Annotated in this window: 15 protein-coding genes; 4 read left to right on the forward strand and 11 right to left on the reverse strand. The window is 62.5% G+C overall.

The genetic code is table 11. The features are described 5' to 3' along the window. Positions 1 to 41 precede the first annotated feature (41 nt). Positions 42 to 1,649 carry an isocitrate lyase gene (locus BLW25_RS16910; protein ID WP_092902336.1) on the forward strand — a complete coding sequence of 536 codons (1,608 nt, stop codon included), beginning with the start codon at positions 42 to 44 and terminating at the stop codon, positions 1,647 to 1,649. Positions 1,650 to 2,295: 646 nt separating this feature from the next. On the opposite strand, the gene BLW25_RS16915 is transcribed toward BLW25_RS16910, so the two are convergent. The 9 genes from BLW25_RS16915 to BLW25_RS16955 all read right to left on the reverse strand — a co-directional run bounded on the left by BLW25_RS16915 (position 2,296) and on the right by BLW25_RS16955 (position 13,333). Beyond that, entirely contained in the window at positions 2,296 to 3,186 is an 891-nt protein-coding gene (locus tag BLW25_RS16915) for a LysR substrate-binding domain-containing protein (RefSeq protein ID WP_171909619.1), read from the reverse strand. 130 nt (positions 3,187 to 3,316) lie between these two features. After that, positions 3,317 to 4,891, reverse strand: a complete 1,575-nt coding sequence (locus BLW25_RS16920; RefSeq protein WP_092902340.1) for a dipeptide ABC transporter ATP-binding protein — start codon at positions 4,889 to 4,891, stop codon at positions 3,317 to 3,319. After that, the gene (locus BLW25_RS16925) at positions 4,888 to 5,730 is read right to left on the reverse strand and encodes an ABC transporter permease (RefSeq protein WP_092902342.1); all 843 of its coding nucleotides are present in this window, start codon (positions 5,728 to 5,730) and stop codon (positions 4,888 to 4,890) included. Before BLW25_RS16925 ends, BLW25_RS16920 begins: the two co-directional genes overlap by 4 nt. After that, entirely contained in the window at positions 5,727 to 6,674 is a 948-nt protein-coding gene (locus BLW25_RS16930; protein WP_216279402.1) for an ABC transporter permease, read from the reverse strand. The genes BLW25_RS16925 and BLW25_RS16930 overlap by 4 nt, the downstream gene beginning before the upstream one ends. A gap of 83 nt (positions 6,675 to 6,757) precedes the next feature. Beyond that, complete coding sequence (locus BLW25_RS16935) at positions 6,758 to 8,359, reverse strand: ABC transporter substrate-binding protein (protein WP_092902344.1); 1,602 nt, start codon at positions 8,357 to 8,359, stop codon at positions 6,758 to 6,760. A gap of 70 nt (positions 8,360 to 8,429) precedes the next feature. After that, positions 8,430 to 9,461, reverse strand: coding sequence for an aldo/keto reductase (locus tag BLW25_RS16940; RefSeq protein WP_092902346.1), 1,032 nt, complete (start codon positions 9,459 to 9,461; stop codon positions 8,430 to 8,432). Positions 9,462 to 9,502: 41 nt separating this feature from the next. After that, positions 9,503 to 11,008: an aldehyde dehydrogenase family protein gene (locus tag BLW25_RS16945; RefSeq protein WP_092902348.1), complete on the reverse strand. Its 1,506-nt coding sequence runs from the start codon at positions 11,006 to 11,008 to the stop codon at positions 9,503 to 9,505. A 57-nt stretch (positions 11,009 to 11,065) separates the two neighbouring features. After that, positions 11,066 to 12,436 carry a lyase family protein gene (locus BLW25_RS16950; RefSeq protein ID WP_092902350.1) on the reverse strand — a complete coding sequence of 457 codons (1,371 nt, stop codon included), beginning with the start codon at positions 12,434 to 12,436 and terminating at the stop codon, positions 11,066 to 11,068. Positions 12,437 to 12,556: 120 nt separating this feature from the next. Then, positions 12,557 to 13,333, reverse strand: coding sequence for an IclR family transcriptional regulator (locus BLW25_RS16955; RefSeq protein WP_092902352.1), 777 nt, complete (start codon positions 13,331 to 13,333; stop codon positions 12,557 to 12,559). A gap of 80 nt (positions 13,334 to 13,413) precedes the next feature. Between BLW25_RS16955 and aldA the strand changes: the two genes are divergently transcribed. From aldA to BLW25_RS16970, 3 genes are read left to right on the forward strand one after another with little or no spacing between them, the layout of a single operon-like run. Further along, positions 13,414 to 14,895 (forward strand): aldehyde dehydrogenase, encoded by a 1,482-nt coding sequence (gene aldA / locus BLW25_RS16960; protein WP_216279403.1) that lies wholly within the window; start codon positions 13,414 to 13,416, stop codon positions 14,893 to 14,895. A 10-nt stretch (positions 14,896 to 14,905) separates the two neighbouring features. Continuing rightward, positions 14,906 to 16,144, forward strand: a complete 1,239-nt coding sequence (locus BLW25_RS16965) for a mandelate racemase/muconate lactonizing enzyme family protein (protein WP_092902356.1) — start codon at positions 14,906 to 14,908, stop codon at positions 16,142 to 16,144. Between the two features lie 5 nt (positions 16,145 to 16,149). Then, positions 16,150 to 17,757: a GMC family oxidoreductase gene (locus BLW25_RS16970; RefSeq protein ID WP_092902358.1), complete on the forward strand. Its 1,608-nt coding sequence runs from the start codon at positions 16,150 to 16,152 to the stop codon at positions 17,755 to 17,757. Between the two features lie 632 nt (positions 17,758 to 18,389). Here BLW25_RS16970 and BLW25_RS16980 read toward each other — a convergent pair. Both BLW25_RS16980 and BLW25_RS16985 read right to left on the reverse strand, forming a co-directional pair. Beyond that, entirely contained in the window at positions 18,390 to 19,907 is a 1,518-nt protein-coding gene (locus BLW25_RS16980) for a GMC family oxidoreductase (RefSeq protein ID WP_092902362.1), read from the reverse strand. A gap of 16 nt (positions 19,908 to 19,923) precedes the next feature. Further along, positions 19,924 to 20,967, reverse strand: a complete 1,044-nt coding sequence (locus BLW25_RS16985) for a 2,5-dihydroxypyridine 5,6-dioxygenase NicX family protein (protein ID WP_092902364.1) — start codon at positions 20,965 to 20,967, stop codon at positions 19,924 to 19,926. Positions 20,968 to 20,985: the final 18 nt, after the last annotated feature.

Below are 20,985 nucleotides of genomic sequence, written 5' to 3' on the forward strand. Positions count from 1 at the left end.
CTGTGCCTGCCAGCATTTCCTCTGTTACGAAAGGATCTCCCATGACCCGCAAGACCTATGCAGAACTGCGCCGCGAGGTTGCGCAGCGTTACCCGACCGGCCAGACGGCGGCCGGTGTCTCGGTGGACGATATTGTGCAGCTGAGGCTGCAGAACTCCTGGGAGAGCCATCTTGAGATCGCGCGCGAGATGGCGGTGGTGATGCGCGCCGATATGGCGGCCTATGACCAGGATGCATCGAAATTCACGCAATCGCTGGGCTGCTGGTCGGGCTTTCACGCCCAGCAGATGATCAAAGCGGTCAAGCGGATGCGCGGCACCGCGAAAGGCACCTATGTCTATCTTTCCGGTTGGATGGTTGCCGGGCTGCGCAACCGCTGGGGCCATCTGCCCGACCAGTCGATGCACGAGAAAACCGCAGTCGCCGATCTGATCCAGGAGATTTACACCTCGCTGCGCCAGGCCGATGAGGTGGCGCTGAATGATCTGTTCCGCAGCCTGAAAGCCGCGAAAACGGACGCCGAGCGCGAGGCCGCGATTGCCGCCATCGACGGGTTTGAGACCCATGTCGTACCGATCATCGCCGATATTGATGCCGGTTTCGGCAATGAACATGCAACCTATCTGCTGGCGAAAGAGCTGATCAAGGCCGGGGCCTGCTGCCTCCAGATCGAAAACCAGGTGTCAGACGCCAAGCAATGCGGCCATCAGGATGGCAAGGTCACTGTCCCGCGCGAGGATTTCATCGAGAAACTCCGCGCCTGCCGCCTCGCATTCGAGGAACTCGGCATCGATCAGGGCGTGATCGTCGCGCGCACCGACAGTCTTGGTGCGGGGCTGACGCAGAAAGTTCCGGTCTCCGCCCGCCCGGGCGATCTGGCCAGCCAATATATCAAATGGCTGAAGGTGGAGCCGATCACCGACGAGAATCCGATCCAGGAAGGCGAGCTCGCGCTTTATCAGGGCGGTGAATTCGTGCGCCCGCAGCGCTTGCCCAATGGTCTCTTCCCCTTCCGCGAAGGCACCGGCCGCGCCCGGGTGATCGAGGATTGCATCGCGAACCTGACCGAGGGCGGCGCCGATCTGCTCTGGATCGAAACCGACACCCCGAATGTGGATGAGATCGCGGGAATGGTCGCCGAAATCCGCAGGGCGGTGCCGAATGCGAAACTCACCTATAACAATTCACCCAGCTTCAACTGGACGCTGAACCTTCGGAAACAGGTGCGCGACGAATGGCTCGCAGCGGGCCGGATCAAAGCCGCCGACTACCCCGATGGCAATGAGCTGATGAAGGCCGATTTCGACGCGACCGATCTGGGCCGCGAGGCCGATCAGCGACTTCAGCGCTTCCAGACCGATATCTCGGCGCGGGCGGGGGTGTTCCACAACCTGATCACACTGCCGACCTTCCACCTGACAGCGAAATCGGTCGATGAACTCAGCCGGGGCTATTTCGGCGAGGAGAAGATGCTCGCCTATGTCAAAACCGTGCAGCGCGAGGAAATCCGTCGCGGCGTCTCGGCGGTGAAGCACCAGCATGAGGTCGGCTCGGATCTTGGTGATACCTTCAAGGAAATGGTCTCGGGCGAACGTGCGCTGAAAGCCGGCGGGCACGCCAATACCATGAACCAGTTCGCGGCCGAGTAATCCCGCGATCGTTGCCGGTGCTCTCCCGGCAATTGGCGCCGTCCTGTCAAAGGGGCGGCGCCGTCTGTCATGCCGCTGATGCAGTCCCGTGGTGACGGGGGGCAGCAATATTTATACCTTCCGCTGGGTGGGCTGCTCTTCGAGGATTGAACAGTGACGGAGGCTGCGATCTGACGATTGCCGGTCTCCAGGGGCGTGCAGATCAGGAATGCGGATACGCAGGAACCATGACGCGGGGTTCAAGGCGCGCGGGGGGGCGGAAGCCGTCAAGGGCGCGCATTGTGTCGGAGTTTGCGGCCGAATACGTCATGCGTCCGACGTTGATCCACCAGTGGAAGAAGGGCTTTCGACCGAGCTGCGGATTTTTCGAGCGGGGCGGCAAGAGGCCCGCAGCCGAGGCGCATGAGGAAACTTTCCTGCCCGGAATGCCGAACGCGACGATAGGACGGCACCATCCAGCATTGTGGATCGGCGTGCAGTGCCGCCTTCTGTTGGTCTGGCGCTCATCTGTTTTCCACGAGGCTGCGGGTGAAACGGAGCAGAGCCGCAGGCTGATGCAGGGGACTGATCAGCGGTTCCGCGGCACGCCCTTCTGCGGCGTCCACTCTAATCTCAGACATCAGCACGCATTTGCCTGCCCGTCTGGTCAGTCGCCGGCCGGGGCACGCGTTCCCTGCAGCGCCAGCTGTTGCATCCAGCGGGCGAAATGCACCACCCTGCTGCGGGCCAGCCGCTCGGTCGGGATGTCCAGCCAATAGCCGTAAGGGCCCGTCACCACCACCGGATCGATCTGGATCAGCGCGCCGGAATCCAGCTCGGATTCGATCATATTGCGGTCGATCACCGCCAGACCCGCCCCCGAGACTGCAGCCTGTGTCACCATGTCCAGCGTCGCGAATTCCATCGCATTTTCCGGCAGATCGCGGCGGTCATGCTGGGCCGAGGCAAACCAGTTATCCCAGGTGGGCAGCCGGAGCGCGCGGTCCAGCACGTAAAGCAGGCAACTTGCGCGCAGCCGTTCGGGATCGGCCCAGAGATCGGGCGCACAGACCGCAATATGCTGCTCGACCATCAGGCGGGTCGATGACTGGCGATCGCGCGGGTCCGTGCCGAACCGGATCACACAATCGAACCGCACATTGTCATCGGGGCTCAGATGCAGCGAGAGGTCGAGATCGGGGAAGCGCTGCCGGAACGAGACCAGCCGGCGCGAGAGCCAGCGCGCGGCAAAGGTTGGCGGGGCCAGCAGGGTCAGCTTCTGGCGCGGCACAGACTTGCGCGCTTCCTGCACGGCGTCGTCGATCAGATCAAAGGCCCCGGCAAGGCGCTCATGCAGGATCGCCCCGGCCTCGGTCAGTTCAACCGCATTGCCGATGCGGCGAAAAAGCGCGATGTCGAGCGTGCTTTCCAGCTGGCGGATCTGCCGGCTGACCGCGCTTTGCGTGACGCCAAGGCGATGCGCGCCTTCCGTGAAGCTGAGGCATTGGCCAACGGTCGCGAAAGCGCGCAGTGAAGTCAGGGAGGGGGCGGATGACATCGGAAGGGCAGGGCTCCCGGCACAGGAAACGGGGGCGCGCCGACCGGGCGCGCCCCGAACCTTGTGCTTCTGCCTGCCGCGCGTCAAGGCCCCGTCTGATGCAGGAATGCGGGGCATTCGCCCACCGGCCTCAGAATGCGTCGCGCCCGGGGGCGGCGGCGATCAGCTCGCGGGTATAGGGATGCTGTGGTCGGGTCAGGACCTCGCTCGCCGGGCCGCGCTCGACCACATGGCCCTTGCTCAAGACCACGATCTCGTCGCTGATCTGGGCGGCGACACGCAGGTCATGGGTGATGAACACCACGGCAAGCTTCAGCCGTTTTTGGAGTTCGGCCAGCAGATCCAGCACCTGGGCCTGGACCGAGACATCCAGCGCCGAGACGCTTTCATCGGCGATCAGCACATCGGGCTGCATCGCAAGCGCGCGGGCAATCCCGATCCGCTGCCGCTGCCCGCCGGAAAAGGCGGCCGGTCTGCGGGTATAGGCGCTGCGCTCCAGGCCTACCAGCTCCAGCAGTTCTTTCGCGCGGGTGACGGCTTCGGCGCGGCTGGCGCCCGAGAGCACGGCGGCGCGGGCGATCATCGGCCCGACCCGGCGGCGCGGGTTCAAAGACCCGAACGGGTCCTGGAAAATCATCTGGATCCGCTTGCGCATTCCGCGCAGGGCGGGGCCGTTTGCTCCCAGAATATCCTCGCCCGCAACCACGATCTTGCCGGAAGTCGGGTCGATCAGCCGGATCAGGTTCTTGGCAATGGTCGATTTTCCCGACCCGCTTTCACCGACGATCGACAGCACCCGGCCAGGGGCGACGGAAATTTGAATGTCATGCAGCACCTGTTTCGCGCCGTAAGAGTGGTTCAGCTGCGTAACCTCCAGCGCCGGTTTGGCGGCCTCGGGCGCAGGGCGGTCATGGGGTACAAGGCTTGGAACTGCGGCGATCAGGGTTTTGGTATAGTCATGCTGCGGGTTTTTCAGCACCTGCTCGGCGGTGCCAAGTTCCACCACCTCGCCCCGCCGCATCACCGCGATACGGTCGGCAATATCGGCCACCACGCCAAGGTCATGGGTGATGAAGATGATGCCATGACCATGCACGTCGCGCAGTTCACGGATCAGTTTCAGCACCTGGGCCTGGGTGGTCACATCCAGCGCTGTGGTCGGCTCATCGGCGATCAGCAGTTTCGGGCTCATCGCCAGCGCCATCGCGATCACCACGCGCTGGCATTGCCCGCCCGAAAGCTGATGCGGGTAGCTTTTCAGGATGCGGTCGGGTTCGGGCAGATGCATCGCCTCGACCAGGCGCCGCGCCTCGCGGGCGCGATCCGCCTTAGACATATCGGAATGGAGGATGAAAACCTCTTCGATCTGGCTCGCCACCGTGAGGGCCGGGTTCAGCGACGCCATCGGCTCCTGAAAGATCATGCCGATCTCTTTGCCGCGGATCTTCTGCCATTGCCGTTCCGATAGCGTCAGCAGGTCCTGGCCCGCCATCAGGGCCTCGCCGCCGGCGACCGAAAGACCCTTTGGCGCGGCCCCCATAAGGGTTGCGGTCAGCACCGATTTTCCCGAGCCGGATTCGCCGACAATGCAAAGGATCTCGCGCGGTTTCACATCCAGCGTGACGCCCTGGACCGCGAAAGGCCGGTCGGCACCTTTCGGCAGTGCGACCGAGAGATTGCGGATATCAAGCAATGCGTCGCTCATGCCTGGCGCTCCTTCGCATCATTCACTTCGCGCAGCCCGTCGGCCAGCAGGCTGAGGCCCAGTGTCAGGGTCGAGATCGCGATACAGGGGAAGACCACCAGATGCGGGAAGGCGATGGCCATGGCGCGGCCCTCATTCACCATACCGCCCCAGTCAGGGGTGGGGGGCGGCAGGCCGAGGCCGAGGAAGCCGAGCGTGCCGATGGTGATGGCGGTATAGCCCAGCCGCAGGCAGAAATCGACCGCGAGGGGCCCGGTCGTATTCGGCAGGATATCGACAAACAGGATGCGCCAGGTGCTTTCACCCTGCGTGATCGCGGCTTTGACGAAATCGCGGCTGGCGACATCAATGGTGATGGCGCGCACGATGCGGAAGATCGCCGGGGCCGAGCTGAAGGTCACCGCGATCACGATATTCACCGGAGAGGCGCCGATCACCACGATGATCACGATGTAAAGCACCAGCACCGGGAAGCTGAGGATCACATTGGCGAGGAAACACAGCACCGCATCGGTGCGCCCGCCGACATAGCCCGCGATCAGGCCAAAGCTCAGGCCCAGGATATAGGCGGTCAGGGTGGCAAGCGTGGCATAGATCACCACGGTCTGTGCGCCCCAGATCAGTCGCGAAAGAATATCACGGCCGAGCATGTCGGTGCCCAGAAGGAAATATTCGCCATTGGTGCCGGTGCTTAGCGGTTTGACCAGCGGCTGCAGTGTTTGCAGCGGGTTATAGGGCGCGAGGACCGGCGCCAGGATGGCGACCAGCAGCCAGCCGAATGCGAGGAATCCACCGATCAGAACCAGCGGCTTTTGCAGGTAAGGGGTCAGCGCCTTCATGCTTTTGCTCCCAGCTCGATACGGGGGTTCAGCCAGCCATAGAGCAGGTCGGAAAGGATCTGGCTCAGAACGACGACGAGGACCGAAATCATCGCGCAGGCTTCGATCAGATAGATGTCCTGGTTCAGCGCGGCGTCATAGAGGAGGGTGCCAAAGCCCTTATAGGCGTAGAACACCTCGACAACGATCACGCCGGAAAGGAGCCAGGGAAGTTGCAGCATGATGACGGTCACGGGCGTGATCAGCGCATTGCGGAGCGCATGGCGCAGCACGATGCGCGACAGGCTTGCGCCCTTGAGCCGCGCGGTGCGGATATAATGGGTCGACATCACATCAGCCATCGAGGCGCGGGTGACGCGGGCCAGATAACCCATCGAATACAGGCCCAGAACCGAGACCGGCAGGATCAGCTCGCGGAAGGAGAATCCGGTAATCATCGTGCTGGCCCCGGGGAGCAGCCCCAGCCAGAAGACGAAGATCCCCGACAGAAACACCGCCGAGGCGAAATCCGGGATCGAGGTGGTGATGACGGAAAACACCGAAATCACCCGGTCGAGCACGGTGCCGGGCCGCATCCCCGCGAGGATTCCAAGGCCAAGCCCGAATACGATGATTACAAGGAGCGCGCCGCCGGCAAGAAGTGCTGAGGCGCCAAGGCGCGGCATCACCATATCCATCACCGGTGCGCGGTAATAGGTCGACTGCCCCCAGTCGCCGGTGACAAAATTCGCCAGCCAGCGGAGATAGCGGATCAGGAACGGTTCGTTATAGCCGTTTTGCAACAGCCAGGCCGCACGCTGTTCGGCGGTGGAATACTGCCCCAGCACCTTGACGGCGACTTCCTCGATATTCACTTCGAGTGCGAGAAAGATCAGGAACGAGACCGCCACCATGGTGGCGATCGCGATCGCGGTCTTTCGGATCAGAAATCTGCCCAGTGACACCAGACACCCCCCTTTTGGTTGAACCGCGCCGAAGCGCGAAAGGGGGCCGGGCGCGATGGCCCGACCCCGGTTTTGCCTGGCGATCAGGCCAGCCAGACGCCATCCATACGGAAGAAGTCCGACGGATGCAGCACGAAGCCGCGCACATTCTGCGCCGCAGCCGAGAAACGGTTCGGCCAATAGGGCTGCACCATCACAGCGTCATCGCGCAGGATGGTTTCGACCACGGCCATCGCCTCGCGGCGGGCGTCCGGGTCAACCAGCGACATCGCCTTGTTCAGCGCCTCGTCAAAGGCCGGGTTGGCGTAATGGCTTTCATTCCAGGCCCCGCCCGAACGATAGGCCAGATCCAGCGTCATCGTGCCCAGCGGGCGATGCGCCCAATAGGTGACGCCGAAGGGCACCTTGTCCCAGATCGGCCAGTATTGCGAGGCGGGCAGAACGTTCAGCTTCAGCCGGATGCCAGCCTCGGCGAGGTTCTGTTGCAAGACCTGAGCGGTATCCTGCTCCCATTTGCCCTGGGTATTGCCCAGCGTCAGCTCGATATCGATGCCATCCGGATAGCCGGCCTCGGCCAGCAGCGCCTTTGCCGCCGCCACATCGCGGGCGATGGGGTCGACAGGTGCGTAATCGGCCTGAACCGGCGAGACATGGTAATTCGCCCCCAGATCACCCTCGCCCCGATAGGCAATCGCCAGCATCTGGCCATTGTCGGCCGCCAGCTGCACGGCTTTGCGCACGCGGATATCGTCGAAGGGTTTCTGGTCAACCTGCATCCGGATCGCCAGAGTATGGGCCGCTTTGCCGGCCAGGATCTGGATATTCGGCAGCGATTGCATCAGGTCATATTCGGCAATCGTCGCGCGGTAGAGCACGTCGACCTGACCGCTGGACAGCGCGGCCAGATGGGTGGTGATATCCGCGCCGAGGTCGATGTAATGCACCTCGTCCAGATAGGCCGGCGTGCCCCAGTAATCTTCGCGCTTTTTGAAGATCGCCTGACGGCCGACCTCATGGCTGACCAGGGAGAAGGGGCCGGTTCCGACCGGATCAGCCGGCCAGTTGCCGGTGAAACCACGATGCGCGATGGCGCATGTATGGGAGTAAAGCTGTTCCGGCAGCGAGGCGATGGGGCGCGACAGCGTGATGCGCACCGAATGATCGCCGGTCTTTTCGACCTTTGTGATCGCCTCAAACGCGCTCTTGTTCGAGCTCTGCGAGTCCGGCGCGATCCAGCGTTCGATGTTGAAGATCACATCTTCCGGGCCGAACTGATCGCCATTCGACCATTTGGCGCGCTCGTCGAGATCGAAATCCCAGACGGTCAGATCGTCCGAGGCCGACCAGCTTTTCGCGAGATAGGGATGGGTGATGTTGTCTGCGTCGACAAAGGTCAGGAATTCGAGGCAGTTGCGCAAAAGGTTCGAGGATTCGATCCAGGTCGCCATCATCGGATCGGTGATTTCCTGGATCTGACAGGCAAAGCGCAGCGTGCCGCCGGATTTCGGCGTTTCTTCAGCGCGCAGCATCCCGGGTGCTGCACCTGCGGCCCCGACAGCGACACCCAGCCATGCCATGCCACGCAGGAAGCCGCGACGGTCAATCTGCCCCGCCGCAAAACGGCTTTGCATGGCGCGGGCTTCCGGGTGCAGCGGCTTGCCGTTCAGCGTTCTGAATTCATTCATCCTTATTCTCCCTGTCAGAAGTAATGTATTTTAGCGCCGGAGCGGCGTTGCCGCCGCTCCGGCAAGGGGCTCAGGCCACGGCCTCCAGCGCGAAGCGACCGGCGGCCGGGCGCGGCGCACGCGGAATGCGCTTGCCAGCGGTGTAATCGTTAATCACGTCACAGGGCGTGTAATTGCGCTCAATCTCATAAACTTCATCGGCATCAAGCTCGGTGGTCAGCGCCGCCAGTGCTGAATCGAACTGCGCCCTTGTATCGGCGCCGACCAGCATCGAGGAGACCTCGGGTTTCCTGAGCACCCAGGCCTGGGCGATCTGCGCCGGGCTGAGGCCGCGGGCCTCGGCCACACGCGCGACCGACATCGCGACATCGCGCGAGGCGGCATCGTTATACATCTCGGCGGTGAAGAAGTCGGTCTTGTTGCGGACCGAATTCATATCGCTGGAAAGGATGCCCCGCGCGAGCGGGCTGAAGACCGAGACGCCCACGCCCTGATCCACGCAGAAGGGCAGCATCTCGCGCTCTTCCTCGCGGTAGGCGGCGTTCAGCTGCAGTTGCATATTGATCGGCTTCGCCCAGCCATGTTTTTCGCAGACCGCGAGGATTTTGGCGAATTGCCAGGTGAACATCGTCGAGACGCCGATATAGCGGGCTTTGCCGGCACGCACGATGTCGTTCATCGCTTCCATGGTTTCTTCGATCGGGGTCTCGGTATCGAAGTAATGCAACATATAGATGTCGACATAATCGGTCTTCATCCGGGTGAGCGAGCCATGCAGCGCATCGAACACATGCTTGCGGGAATGGCCGCCATTGTTCGCGCCGGCACCGATCTGATAGCCAAGCTTGGTGGTGATCACCAGCTCATCGCGCTTCGCCAGTTTGCGCAGCACATTGCAGACGACTTCCTCGCCCGCGCCTGCCGAATAGAAATCGGCGAGGTCGATGAAGTTAACGCCATTGTCGAGCGCATGGCCGATGATCGGCTCGGATTCGGTCTCATCAAAAATCCAGGGCTTCCAGGATTTCGAGCCCATATTCATCGTGCCGAGGCAGAGGCGCGATACTTTCAGGCCGGATTGGCCAAGACGGGTATATTGCATGGTCTTCAGTCTCTCGAAGAGGGTGTTGCTTGCAGGCGGGGTCAGCCGCCGAAATGGATCCAGGTGCCTTTGGTTTTCGTGTAGGAAGACAGCGAATGGATCGCCATTTCCTTGCCCCAGCCGCTTTCCTTGAAGCCGCCGAAGGGGGCCGAGAGGCCGTAGCAGCCATAGCGGTTCACAAAGACCATGCCGGCATCGAGACGCTCGGCCATGCGGTGGGCGAGGTTTACATTGCCGGTATAGACGCCGGCCGCGAGGCCATAGCTGGTGCCATTGGCGATGCGAACGGCCTCGTCAGCGGTCTCGAACGGGGTGCAGGACAGGACCGGGCCGAAGATCTCTTCCTGCGCGATACGGGCAGTATCGGGCACATTCGAGAAGATCGTCGGACGGACAAACAGACCTTTGGCATTGCTGCCGGTGGTATCGGCGGTGCCGCCCGCGACCAGCTCGGCCTCGGTCTTGCCAATCTCGATATAATCCATGATGCGTTTGAACTGCGCCTCGTTGCACTGCGCGCCCTGTTCGGTCAAAGCCAGCAGCGGGTCGCCGCATTTGACCGCTTCGGCCTTTGCGATCAGCTTTTCGAGCACATAGTCATAGATGCCCTTCTGGATCAGGAAGCGGGTCGGCTCGGAACATTTCTCGCCTTTTTGCGAGAACATCACATAGAAGGCGCGGTCAATCGCGGCATCCAGATTCAGCGTATCCTCAAAGAAGATACAGGGCGATTTGCCACCCAGTTCCAGCGTGACGCCCTTGAGGTTTGACGCCCCCGAATTCGCCACGATACGGCGCCCGACGCCGGTCGAGCCGGTGAAGGACACTTTATGGACATTGCGGCTCAGCGTCAGCTGATTGGCGGCCGCGCCATCGCAGAGCACCAGGTTCAGAAGGCCTTTGGGAAGATCCAGCTCCCGGTCGATCAGCTCGAAGAGATGCAGCGTCGCGAGCGGCGTATATTCCGAGGGCTTCATCACCACCGTATTGCCCATCGCCAGCGCGGGGGCGATCTTCAGGCTGGCCTGGTAGAGCGGGTAATTCCAGGGCGCGATCAGGGCGCAGACACCAACCGGTTCTTTGGTGGTGAAATTCAGGAAGCCATCTTCGACCGGCGAGACCTCGCCGTAGAATTTATCTGTCCAGCCGGCGTAATATTCAAAAATCTCGGCGCAGGTATAGATGTCGTCATTGACGGCCTCGAGATAGGTCTTGCCATTGGCAAGGCTCTCCAGCAGCGCGAGATGTTTCACATTCTCGCGGATCAGCCGCGCAATCGCGATAAGCTGATCGGCGCGCGCCTTGCGCGAGGTCTTGCGGCTCCAGACGTCCGACTGGTGGCAGCGGTTGGCGGCCTCGGCGGCGGTCTCGATCTGACCGGCATCGGCCAGTGCGATCTGGCAGAGGGTTTCCCCGGTCGCCGGGTTTTTCACCCCCCAGGCGGCACCGTTTCCGGCAACCCATTCACCATTTATATACTGTTTCTTGCTCTCTTTGAGCCAGGATTTGGCCCAGTCAAGATCGGTATCGAGCAATTCATCTGTCATTGTCGTCTTCCACAGAGGAGGTCTGTTTGGGGAAACTGTAGGGTGTACGGGGCGCGCTCAGCGGGGTTCGGCTTCGGCCACCTTGCGGCGCACGAAATCAACGTCACCGGCGGCATCTTTCGCGACCTGGGCCGAATAGCTGTAGCCTTTCAGCTGTTTCAGCCGGATCAGCGAGGGCAGCAGGCTGGTCGAGAGGTCCTGGTTGCGGGCTGCATCGGGCTGCAGGCCCTGCACGCAGTTGCGCCGCAGCGTCGCGACACCGCTTTCCAGCACCCCGATCATTTCGAGAAGGCTCACGATCACCACCGCTTCCCAGGGGTTGTAATCCATCTCGCCATGATCCTGGGTCATCGCCATCGCCGCCGCATGACCGACCGCGATCATGCCGCATTGCACCATGAATTCCGGGATGGTCGGATTGACCTTGCCGGGGATTGCAGAGGATCCCGGCTGCATCGCCGGCAGCCGGATTTCTCCAAGGCCGCCATGCGGGCCGGAACCCATCAGCCGCAGGTCTTTTGCGAAACGGATCAGGGTCCGTGCCAGCTGATCAAGCGAGGCACCAAGCGCCAGCAGCCGGTCATGTGCCTGGCTTGCGGCGAAAAGATTGTCGGTGTGGGCGAGACCGGCGGGCAGTCCCGCCGCCTCAAGCGCGGCATTAAGGGCGGGCAGGATTGCGGCAAAAAAGGCGGGTTCGCAATCTTCCGACCTCCCGATGATATTGCCACCGATGGACACCTCGCGCAGCGCATCTGCGTCACGGGTGGCGCGCTCGAGATTAAAGCGCAGCGAGGCGGAGACGCCGCCAAGGTAATCGGCAAAACCGATATCAACCGCATCCTGCAGGCAGGTCCGCGCCAGTTTGCGCAACGGCGCCCAGTCGGCGCCCAGCCGGTCGAGATCAGCAGCCAGGCCTTCGATCTCAGCCGCCAGGCCCGCAAAAGCCACCCGCGCCGCGATGTGGCAGCCGGTGGAGAGGCAATCTGCCGTCGAATGGTTGAGATTGGCGTGGTCATTCGGGTGGATCGGCGCGTAAGAGCCATATTCCGCGCCAAACCCGGCCTTGTTCGCCAGATTGGCGAGTACCTCATTGAGGTTCATATTGAAGGAAATCCCGCCGCCGCCATGGAAGGCATGGACCGGAAACGCCTCGGGGCGTGGGGTGGTCAACAGGTCCGAGGCTGCATCGATCAGCGCCTCACCCATCGCGGGCTCAATCGCGCTGGTGTCGATATTGACCCGCGCTGCGGCCTTTTTGACCATCAGCATCGCGTTCAGAAGGGCAGGGTAATCAGCAAAGCGCTTTTGCCCTTCCAGCGGGTAAAGCCGTACAGCGCGTTCGGTCTGGATGCCGAAAACGGCGTCCAGGCTGACATCAAGCATACCAATACTGTCACGCTCGACGCGTGTGTTCCGTCCGCTGACCATGAATCGGGCTCTCCCCCACGATGGCGCTCAGGAAAGTCGATTTCGCGACAGTGAACAAACGACTATTCCGCCGGGGTCATTCCAAAAAGTCATGACTTGGAGAAAAAGCGGGATTTCAGCTCAGAGGATATGCGAGGAAAGCTGGCGCGCCGCCTGGACGACGTTTTTCGAATAGACCCGCGCGCTTTGCAGCGACAGCGCCTCGCCGGTGAAGCAGGCGCTGATCGCGGCAACCGGCTCACCGCGCCCGTTCACCACGGGTGCGGCGACACAGCCGACATCAAGCTGGATCTCGTTGAGGCTGACGGCATAGCCGAGGCGGGCCGAACGTTGCAGATCCTGGGCCAGCGCCGGCAGTCCGGCCGCCATGTCGGGCGCGGCAAGGCCCTCGTCGCGCAGATAGGTGAGCTGATCTTCCAGCGGGCGGGCGGCCAGGATCGCCTTACCCGAGGCCGAAAGATGCATCGGCATGGTGCGCCCGACATAGGCATTGAAGGCCGTGCTGGCCGGCGCATCCAGCCGCGCAAGGATCACCACCTGATTGCCGATCGGCAGGCTGAGAAAGATCGAGCGCTGGATCTCGTTCTTCAGGATCTCGGCGATGGGGTAGAAATGCGGCACGAAAGGCTGGCGGGCGAACACCGCTGAGGCAAGCTGGAACAGCCGCGAGCCGGGGACATAGGTTTTGCGCCGCCCGGGGGCGAGCGCGACCATCCGGTGGCTGAGCATGGAATTGAGGATGCGGTGCACCGTGGCCTGGGCCAGCCCGGTCTTTTCGCAGATATCGGAAAGCTGCAGAGGCCAGGGCGAGGCCGAGAGCACTTCTAGGATCTCAACCGCGCCATCAATCGCCGGGGCGGCGGTTTTGGTGGGATCGGGTCTGGCTGTGCCGGACATGCGCTGCTCCTGCAAGGGTGCTGAGGAGATGCCATAATATTTTCCATATGTGGAATATTAATTCCCAATATGGAAAATAATTGACAGCAAGGCGTGTCTGCCCTCTGGTCCTGGCCGAAATCGCACCGGAGGACGCCATGCGGATCGACCGCAACTTCGTCAATAATGACTTCCTGACATCGGATGGCGAAGAGCTGATCGCAGTGCTGAACCCGGCCACCGGTCAGCAGATCGCGCATGTCACCGCCGCCACCGCCGCCGAAGCGCGGGCAGGCGTAGAGGCGGCGGCCCATGCGCAGCGCGGCTGGCGCCGCCTGACCTCGGTCGAGCGGGCCGGGCACCTGCGGGCGCTGGCCGATATGCTGGTGGCACGCAAGGACCGGATCGGCGCGGTTTTGGCGCTGGAATCCGGAAAAAGCCTTGAGGATGCGACGGGTGAGGTCTTTTACGCGGCCGAGCTGACGCGCTACCATGCCGAATGGGCGCGGCGGATCGAGGGGGAAATCATCCCTTCGGACAGCCCTGATGAGAACCTGCTTTTGCAGCGCGAACCGATTGGTGTCGTCGCGGCGCTGATCCCGTTCAACTACCCGATTTATACGCTGATGCGCAAAATCGCCCCGGCGCTGATTGCGGGAAATACCGTGGTGGCGCGGCCTTCGAACAACACGCCCTCTTCGGCGCTGGAAGTGGCGCGGGCGGTGAAAGATTGCGGCTTTCCGGCGGGCGCAATCAATATCATCGCGATGACGCATCAGGTGGCGCAGACGGTCTGCACCCATCCTCGGGTCGGCATGATCACGCTGACCGGCAGCGTCGGTGCGGGCCGCAAGGTGCTGGAATACAGCCAGGTCAATATCGCGAAATCCTCGCTGGAGCTTGGCGGCAAGACGCCTGCGATCATCGAGGCAGATGCCGACCTGGAGAAGGCGGCTGCGGCGGTGGTCGCGTCGCGCACCACCCATTGCGGCCAGCTCTGCACCGCGATCGAGCGGGTCTATGTGCAGGACAGCGTGCATGATCAGTTTGTTGATCTGCTGCGCGGCCATATGGCGGCACGCAAATTCGGCGACCGGATGCGCGAGCCTTCGGTGATGGGCCCGCTGATCAACCAGAATTCGCGCGTGAACATCCATCAGATGGTCAGCCGCGCCATTGATGACGGGGCGCAACTGGAATGCGGCGGCTTCATCCCCGACGGCCCCGGCTGGTTCTACCCGCCCACGCTGCTGACAAATTGCCGCCAGGAGATGGAGATCGTGCAGGAAGAAGTCTTCGGCCCTGTCCTGCCGGTGCTGCGCTATCAGACGACCGAAGATGCGCTCGCGATGGCCAATGACCACCAGTTCGGCCTGTCCTCGGTCATTTATACCGAGAATTACCGCAAGGCGATGATGGTTGCGAACAATATCGAAGCGGGCGAGGTCTATATCAACCGCACCCCCGCAGACCCCTATCAGGGCTACCATTCGGGCTGGAAACGCTCGGGCCTTGGCGGGGATGACGGCAAACACGGGATGCTGGATTTCACCCAGACCCGCCTTGTGATCCAGAGCTGGTGAGGAGCGGCTTATGAAACTCGTATCCGTTAAAACCGATATCGTCGCCGTACCGCCGCCCCATATCGGCGGCATGTACTGGATTTTCGTCACGCTGAAGACGGATGACGGGATCGAAGGCGTCGGCGAGGTCTATGCCGCAACCTTCCACCCCAAGGTGATGGTGCCCGCGATCCAGGATGTGTTTGACCGTCTGCTGGACGGCGAAGACCCGCATCACGTCGAGAAATTCTTCCGCCGGGCCTATTCCAGCGGGTTCACGCAGCGCCCCGATCTGACGATGATGGGCATTGTCTCGGGGCTGGAAATGGCCTGCTGGGATATTATCGGCAAGGCGGCGGGCAAGCCGGTCTATGAGCTGATCGGCGGGCGGGTGCATGAAAAGCTGCGCTCTTACAGCTATCTTTACCCGAAAAACGCAAAGGGCGATCACGATTACAGCAATATCGAACTCAGCGTCGATTGCGCGCTGGAATATATGGAACAGGGCTTCACGGCGCTGAAATTCGACCCCGCCGGGCCGTATACGGTGATGGGCGGTCATCAGCTGTCTCTGGAAGACATGGACCGTTCGGAAACCTTCTGCCGCCGCATCCGCGAGGCGGTGGGGAACCGTTGCGATCTGTTGTTCGGGACGCATGGCCAGATGACGGTTTCCGGCGCGATCCGGCTGGCGCGGCGGCTGGAGCAATATGATCCCCTGTGGTTCGAAGAACCGGTGCCGCCAGGGCAGAGCGAGGCCATGGGCCGTGTCGCCGGTCAGACCACGATCCCGATTGCCGCCGGTGAGCGACTGACCACGAAATACGAATTCCACGATCTTTTGCGCAACAATGGCGCGTCGATCCTGCAGATGAATCTGGGTCGTGTCGGCGGCATTCTGGAAGGCAAGAAGGTCGCGGCACTGGCCGAGGTCCATTACGCCCAGATCGCACCGCATCTTTATAACGGCCCGGTCGGCGCCGCGGCCTCTGTGCAGCTTGCCACCGCAACGCCGAATTTCCTTGTACAGGAAAGCATCCGCCGCTGGGACGGCTTCCATGCCGAGGTGCTGGAGGAAGGGCTCACCTGGTCTGACGGCTGGATCATCCCGTCGGAGAAGCCCGGCCTTGGCATCACCCTGAACCGTGAGGTGATCGAGGCGCATTCCCCCTATACCGACAAGCGCCTGCACCTGTCGATGTGGGACGCCCCGCATGATTTCAAGGCGCAATCCGACACATCCTGGAAAGAACCGCCCGCAAAGGCCTGACGCTCATGTCCTACGATTACATCATCATTGGTGCCGGTTCGGCGGGATCGATCCTGGCCGCGCGGCTGAGCGAAGACCCGGCCACCCGTGTGCTGCTTCTGGAAGCAGGCGGCTCTGACCGCTCTTTCTGGTTCGACATGCCGGCGGGCTATGCGCGGAACTATTTCAACCCCGAAACCAACTGGATTTATTCGTCCGAGCCCGAACCAGGCATGGCCGGGCGCCGGATCTATACACCGCGCGGAAAGGTCCAGGGCGGATCCGGTTCCATCAATGCGATGATCTGGGTGCGCGGGCAAAGGCGTGATTTCGATGACTGGCGCGATGCGGGCAATCCGGGCTGGGGCTATGATGATGTGCTGCCCTGGTTCAGAAAGCTGGAAAACCATCCGCTCGGCGAGACCGAATGGCATGGCGCCAGCGGCCCGGTCGGTATCACGCCGATGAAGGGTCAGACCCATCCGATCTGTGACCGGTTTATCGAGGCCGCGCGGGAAATGCAGCTGCCGGTCAGCGACGATTTCAATGGCGCAGAGTTTGAAGGCGCCGGGATCTATGAGACGAATATCGGCAGGGGCAGGCGGCAATCCAGTTCGAAAACCTATCTGACACCGGCTCTGAAACGGGCCAATCTGACGCTGCGCCTGAAGGTGGATGTCACCCGCATTGTGATCGATGACAGCGGGCGCGCGACCGGGGTCGAGATCCGCGCGAATGGCGTGACCGAAACGCTGAGCGCTGCGCGCGAGGTGATCCTCTCGGCCGGTGCGGTCGGGTCTCCGAAACTCCTGATGCTGTCGGGGATCGGCGATCCGGCAGAGCTGGCGCAGCACGGGATCCAGGTCAAAGCGGCGCTGCCGGCGGTGGGCGGAGGTCTCCAAGACCATCTTTGCGCAAGTTACTATTACCGCGCGAATGTGCCGACGCTGAATGACGAGCTGCGGCCCTGGTGGGGCAAGCTCTGGGCGGGGATGCGCTATGTGCTGACCCGCAAAGGCCCGCTTGCGCTCAGCGTCAATCAGGCGGGCGGGTTCTTTCGCACCGCCTCTGCGGGAGATGCGCCGAATATCCAGCTTTATTTCAACCCGATGTCCTACCGCATTCCGGCCAGCACGAAGGCAAAGCTGGAGCCGGAGCCCTATCCGGGCTTTCTGCTCGCCTTCAATTCCTGCCGCCCAGACAGCCGGGGGCGCATCTCACTGGCCTCGGCCGATCCGCTGGCCGCACCGCTGATCCGGCCGAATTATCTGTCAACCGGGCGCGATTGCCAGGAGGTGATCGAGGCCAGCCGGCTCATCCGTCAGTTCATGCAGGCCCCGGCGCTGCGGGCGATCACGGTGGAGGAAGTGACGCCCGGCCCCGGATGCGACAGTGATGAGGCGATGCTGACCCATCTGCGCGAAGAGGGGGGATCCATCTACCATCTTTGCGGCAGCTGCGCGATGGGGCCGGATCCGGCGACATCGGTGGTCGATGCCGATCTTCGGGTGCATGGCATTCGCGGGCTTCGGGTCGTCGATGCCTCGGTCTTCCCCAATATCACCTCGGGCAATATCAATGCGCCGGTGATGATGGTGGCCGAGAAAGCCGCTGCGATGATCACCGGGCGGTAAGGCATTCGCGCAAACCGGGCCAGGGCGCGCTCCTGGTCCGGGCCATCATCGCGATCTGTCCGGGTCCGAAGACCGCTTCCATCGCCGGACCTGGATTGTGCCGCGCCCGCAAATCGGCCCCCCGGCCGACGCCGAAAGACCCTTGCGGTAAAGCTGCCTTATCGGCGGCAGGGGCGGGGCAGCTGCTGATCAACGCGTTATAGGTTAAGGGGCGCAAGCGCCTCATGCCCAGTGACCATATCTGCAAGATCCGGACCTCAGCGCCAGACATATCCATCGTCAATCAGGTCCACCAGATGTCGGGACGGAACAGCTCATGTGCCCCGGAACTGCTGCATCAGCCGCGTCGCCGCTCCCGGCAAGGTGCCGCGATGCGGCAGGATAAAGCGAAGAACACCATATGGGCGGATCCCGCCTCTCGTCCCAGTCTCGAATTGTTGACGGCGGCCCGTCTTGCGGGTCCGGGACGCATGAGGAAGCGATATGATACGCGCAGCAGCCGTGATCGGCACAGATGTTCACTTGATTGACTGGACAGTTTTCTGCGCAGATAGCGGCGCGCTTTTGTAAATTCAGGGCTTATTGGAGACCGGTCACCATTGCCGTGAAAAGGCTCATGGTCGGTCGCGTGCTCAGGCTGTCTCAATGACGCCCCGTGCAAAGGTCTCGGCAATGGCCAGGACCGCAGCATGGATCGGGCCTGCGGTCAGGGCGGGCAGCACCGAGGCATCGACCACTGCAAGATTGTCGATACCGTTCAGCCTCAGATCGGGTGTGGTCACTGCCCCCGCATCGCGCCCCATGCGGCAGGTGCCGGACGGGTGGTGATGGGTGATCGCGGCCCGCGCGATAAAGGCATCCCGGTCCGCATCTGTATATACCGGTCCCGGCAGGATTTCATGATCGCGCCAGGCGTCGAGTTCGGGCCTGGCGCCGATCTCGCGGGCGGCTTTCAGCGCCTCGCGGAAAAGGCGGCGGTCATTGCCGGTTGAAAGATAGCGCGGCTCGATCACCAGCGGATCGGCGGGCGAGGGGCCGGTTATGCGGATCTCGCCCCGGCTGGTCGGATGTGTCACGCCGAACAGCAAGCTGTAAGCGGTGCCCGGCGCAGGGCGATCAAACATCTCGGAAGTGATCGGCGCCACGCCGCAACCGACCACGATCTCCGGCTGGCCGGTGGCGGTGAAACCTTCCGCCCGCATATAGGTCATGCTTTCGGAATGCTGGAGCCTTGAGGGCGCCACCATACGCTTTGCCGCATAGAGATTGCCGGCGCCGAGAAGGTGGTCCATCAGGTTCTGCCCCAGCTGTGGCACTGCAAGATGGCAGGGGACCCCGGCAGCTGCCAGCACCTCTTCCCGCCCGATGCCGGAGCGCATCAGGAGGGCCGGGCTTTCCAGAGCGCCGGCAGAGAGGATGATCTGATCGGCCTCAACTCGACCCGCAGAGGTCTCCAGTCCTGTGACGCGTGAGCCGCGCAGGGTGAGGCTGGTCACCAGCGTGCCGGTGAGGATTGTCAGGCTCGCGCGCGCCCGCACTGCAGGCGTCAGCCAGGCCTCGGCGGTTGTGACACGGCGGCCATGGCGGATCATCAGCGAATTGGGTGTGACCCCGATCATCTCGCCGGTATTATGGCCGTTCAGACGTTTCAGCCCCAGCCCGGCCCCGGCCTCGATGAAGGCGCGGGCGAGGGGAGAGACCTCGTCGCCGGGCAGCCAGACCGGCATCGGGCCGCCTTTGCCATGGATACCATCGCCGCCAAGCGTATGATCCTCGATGGCGAGAAACGCGGGCAAAAGACCCTCCCAGGACCAGCGGGGATCGCCGGTCGCCTCCTCCCAGGTGGCGAAATCCTCGCGACAGCCCCGGAAATGGCCAAGCGCATGCAGCATTGACGAGCCGCCAAGCCCCCGCCCGCGCGCCCAGGAGAGCGAGCGCCCGGCAAGCCCCGGCTGCGGCGTGGTGCGGTAATCCCAGTCATAGTCGCGATGCTGGATCAGGGGCCACATCTGTGGATTGAGGATGTCGGGATCTGTCGGCTCGCCCCCGGCCTCGATAAGCACCACCTGCCGTGCGGGGTCTTCCGACAGCCGTGCCGCCAGCAGGGCGCCGGCAGAGCCGCCACCGACAATCGCAAGATCAAAGCGCATGGCCTATTTCTGGTCCCTATTTCTGGTCGGCGGGCTGCACCACGCCGTCAATGGTCATCGCCTCACCATCCAGCGAGACCGAGCAGTTCCTGAGCGGAATATCGAGATGGCAGGGCGTGTCGCGGTCGCCGCCGGCCTCGGTATTCGGCCCGGAAGACCAGAGGAAGTTGCCTGCGAAGGACCGCGCATCCATGCCGAGCTGCGATTGCGGGTTGTAAAGGCCCAGCACCGTCCAATGTGCGCGGTTTTCCAGCCCCCAGCCGACATGCGCCATCGCATAGGCGCGGGGATCGTTGAAGCTTTCCATGAACTTGCGCATGAACTCCGCCTCAGTCCGGCCTTTGATATCGACGATCATACCTTTCTCGATGGTCACGAAGACCTGTTCGCGGGCGTAATGTTTGAAGGGCAGGATGATGTCGCCCTCATCGATCACGATGGTGCCCTCGGCAGAACCCTCATCGGGCCAGCGGGCCGAGAAACAGGACGGCCAGTGATCCCAGCGGCCCGGCTCATCGGCGAGGCCATATTGCGTCAGCACCGGGTATTGCCCCAGCCTGCAGCGGAAATCGGTGCCGACGGCCGAGGTCACATGCATCTCTTTCGCGGCACCGATTTTCTTCGCCGCCGCCAGCACGCGGAGCTTGTCTTCCGGGCGCGGGATCTGGCGCATCATGATCTCGGGCGGCTCTACCGCCAGCAGCATGCGGGTGCCGCCCTTCAGCACCTCTTCCTGCTCCTTTGAGAACAAGAGTTGCAGCGTGTCGATCACCAGATCGGACGCTTTCAGGCAGGCGAGGGCCGCCGAGTTCAGCTCCAGTGCGGTCTTGCCGACATAGCCGGATTTATCCGGCGAAAGCGCCTTTTCGCCATTCATCACCGGCAGGTTCAGTTCCGTCACCACCGCGCCGAGATCCGAGGCCGCGAGCTTGGCGATATAGGCGATCTGGCGGTTCGAGTCGTCGCCGGTAAGAACCGTCACCTGCTCGCCGGGTTTCAGCTTGCACGCGGTCAGCACCTCTTTCCAGCCCCTGAGGAAATGCGCGTCACTGATGGCCATGGGGAGATCCTTCCTGAT

Origin of the sequence: Rhodobacter sp. 24-YEA-8, from assembly GCF_900105075.1 — a bacterium.
In the GTDB taxonomy this organism is placed as follows: Bacteria; Pseudomonadota; Alphaproteobacteria; order Rhodobacterales; family Rhodobacteraceae; genus Pseudogemmobacter.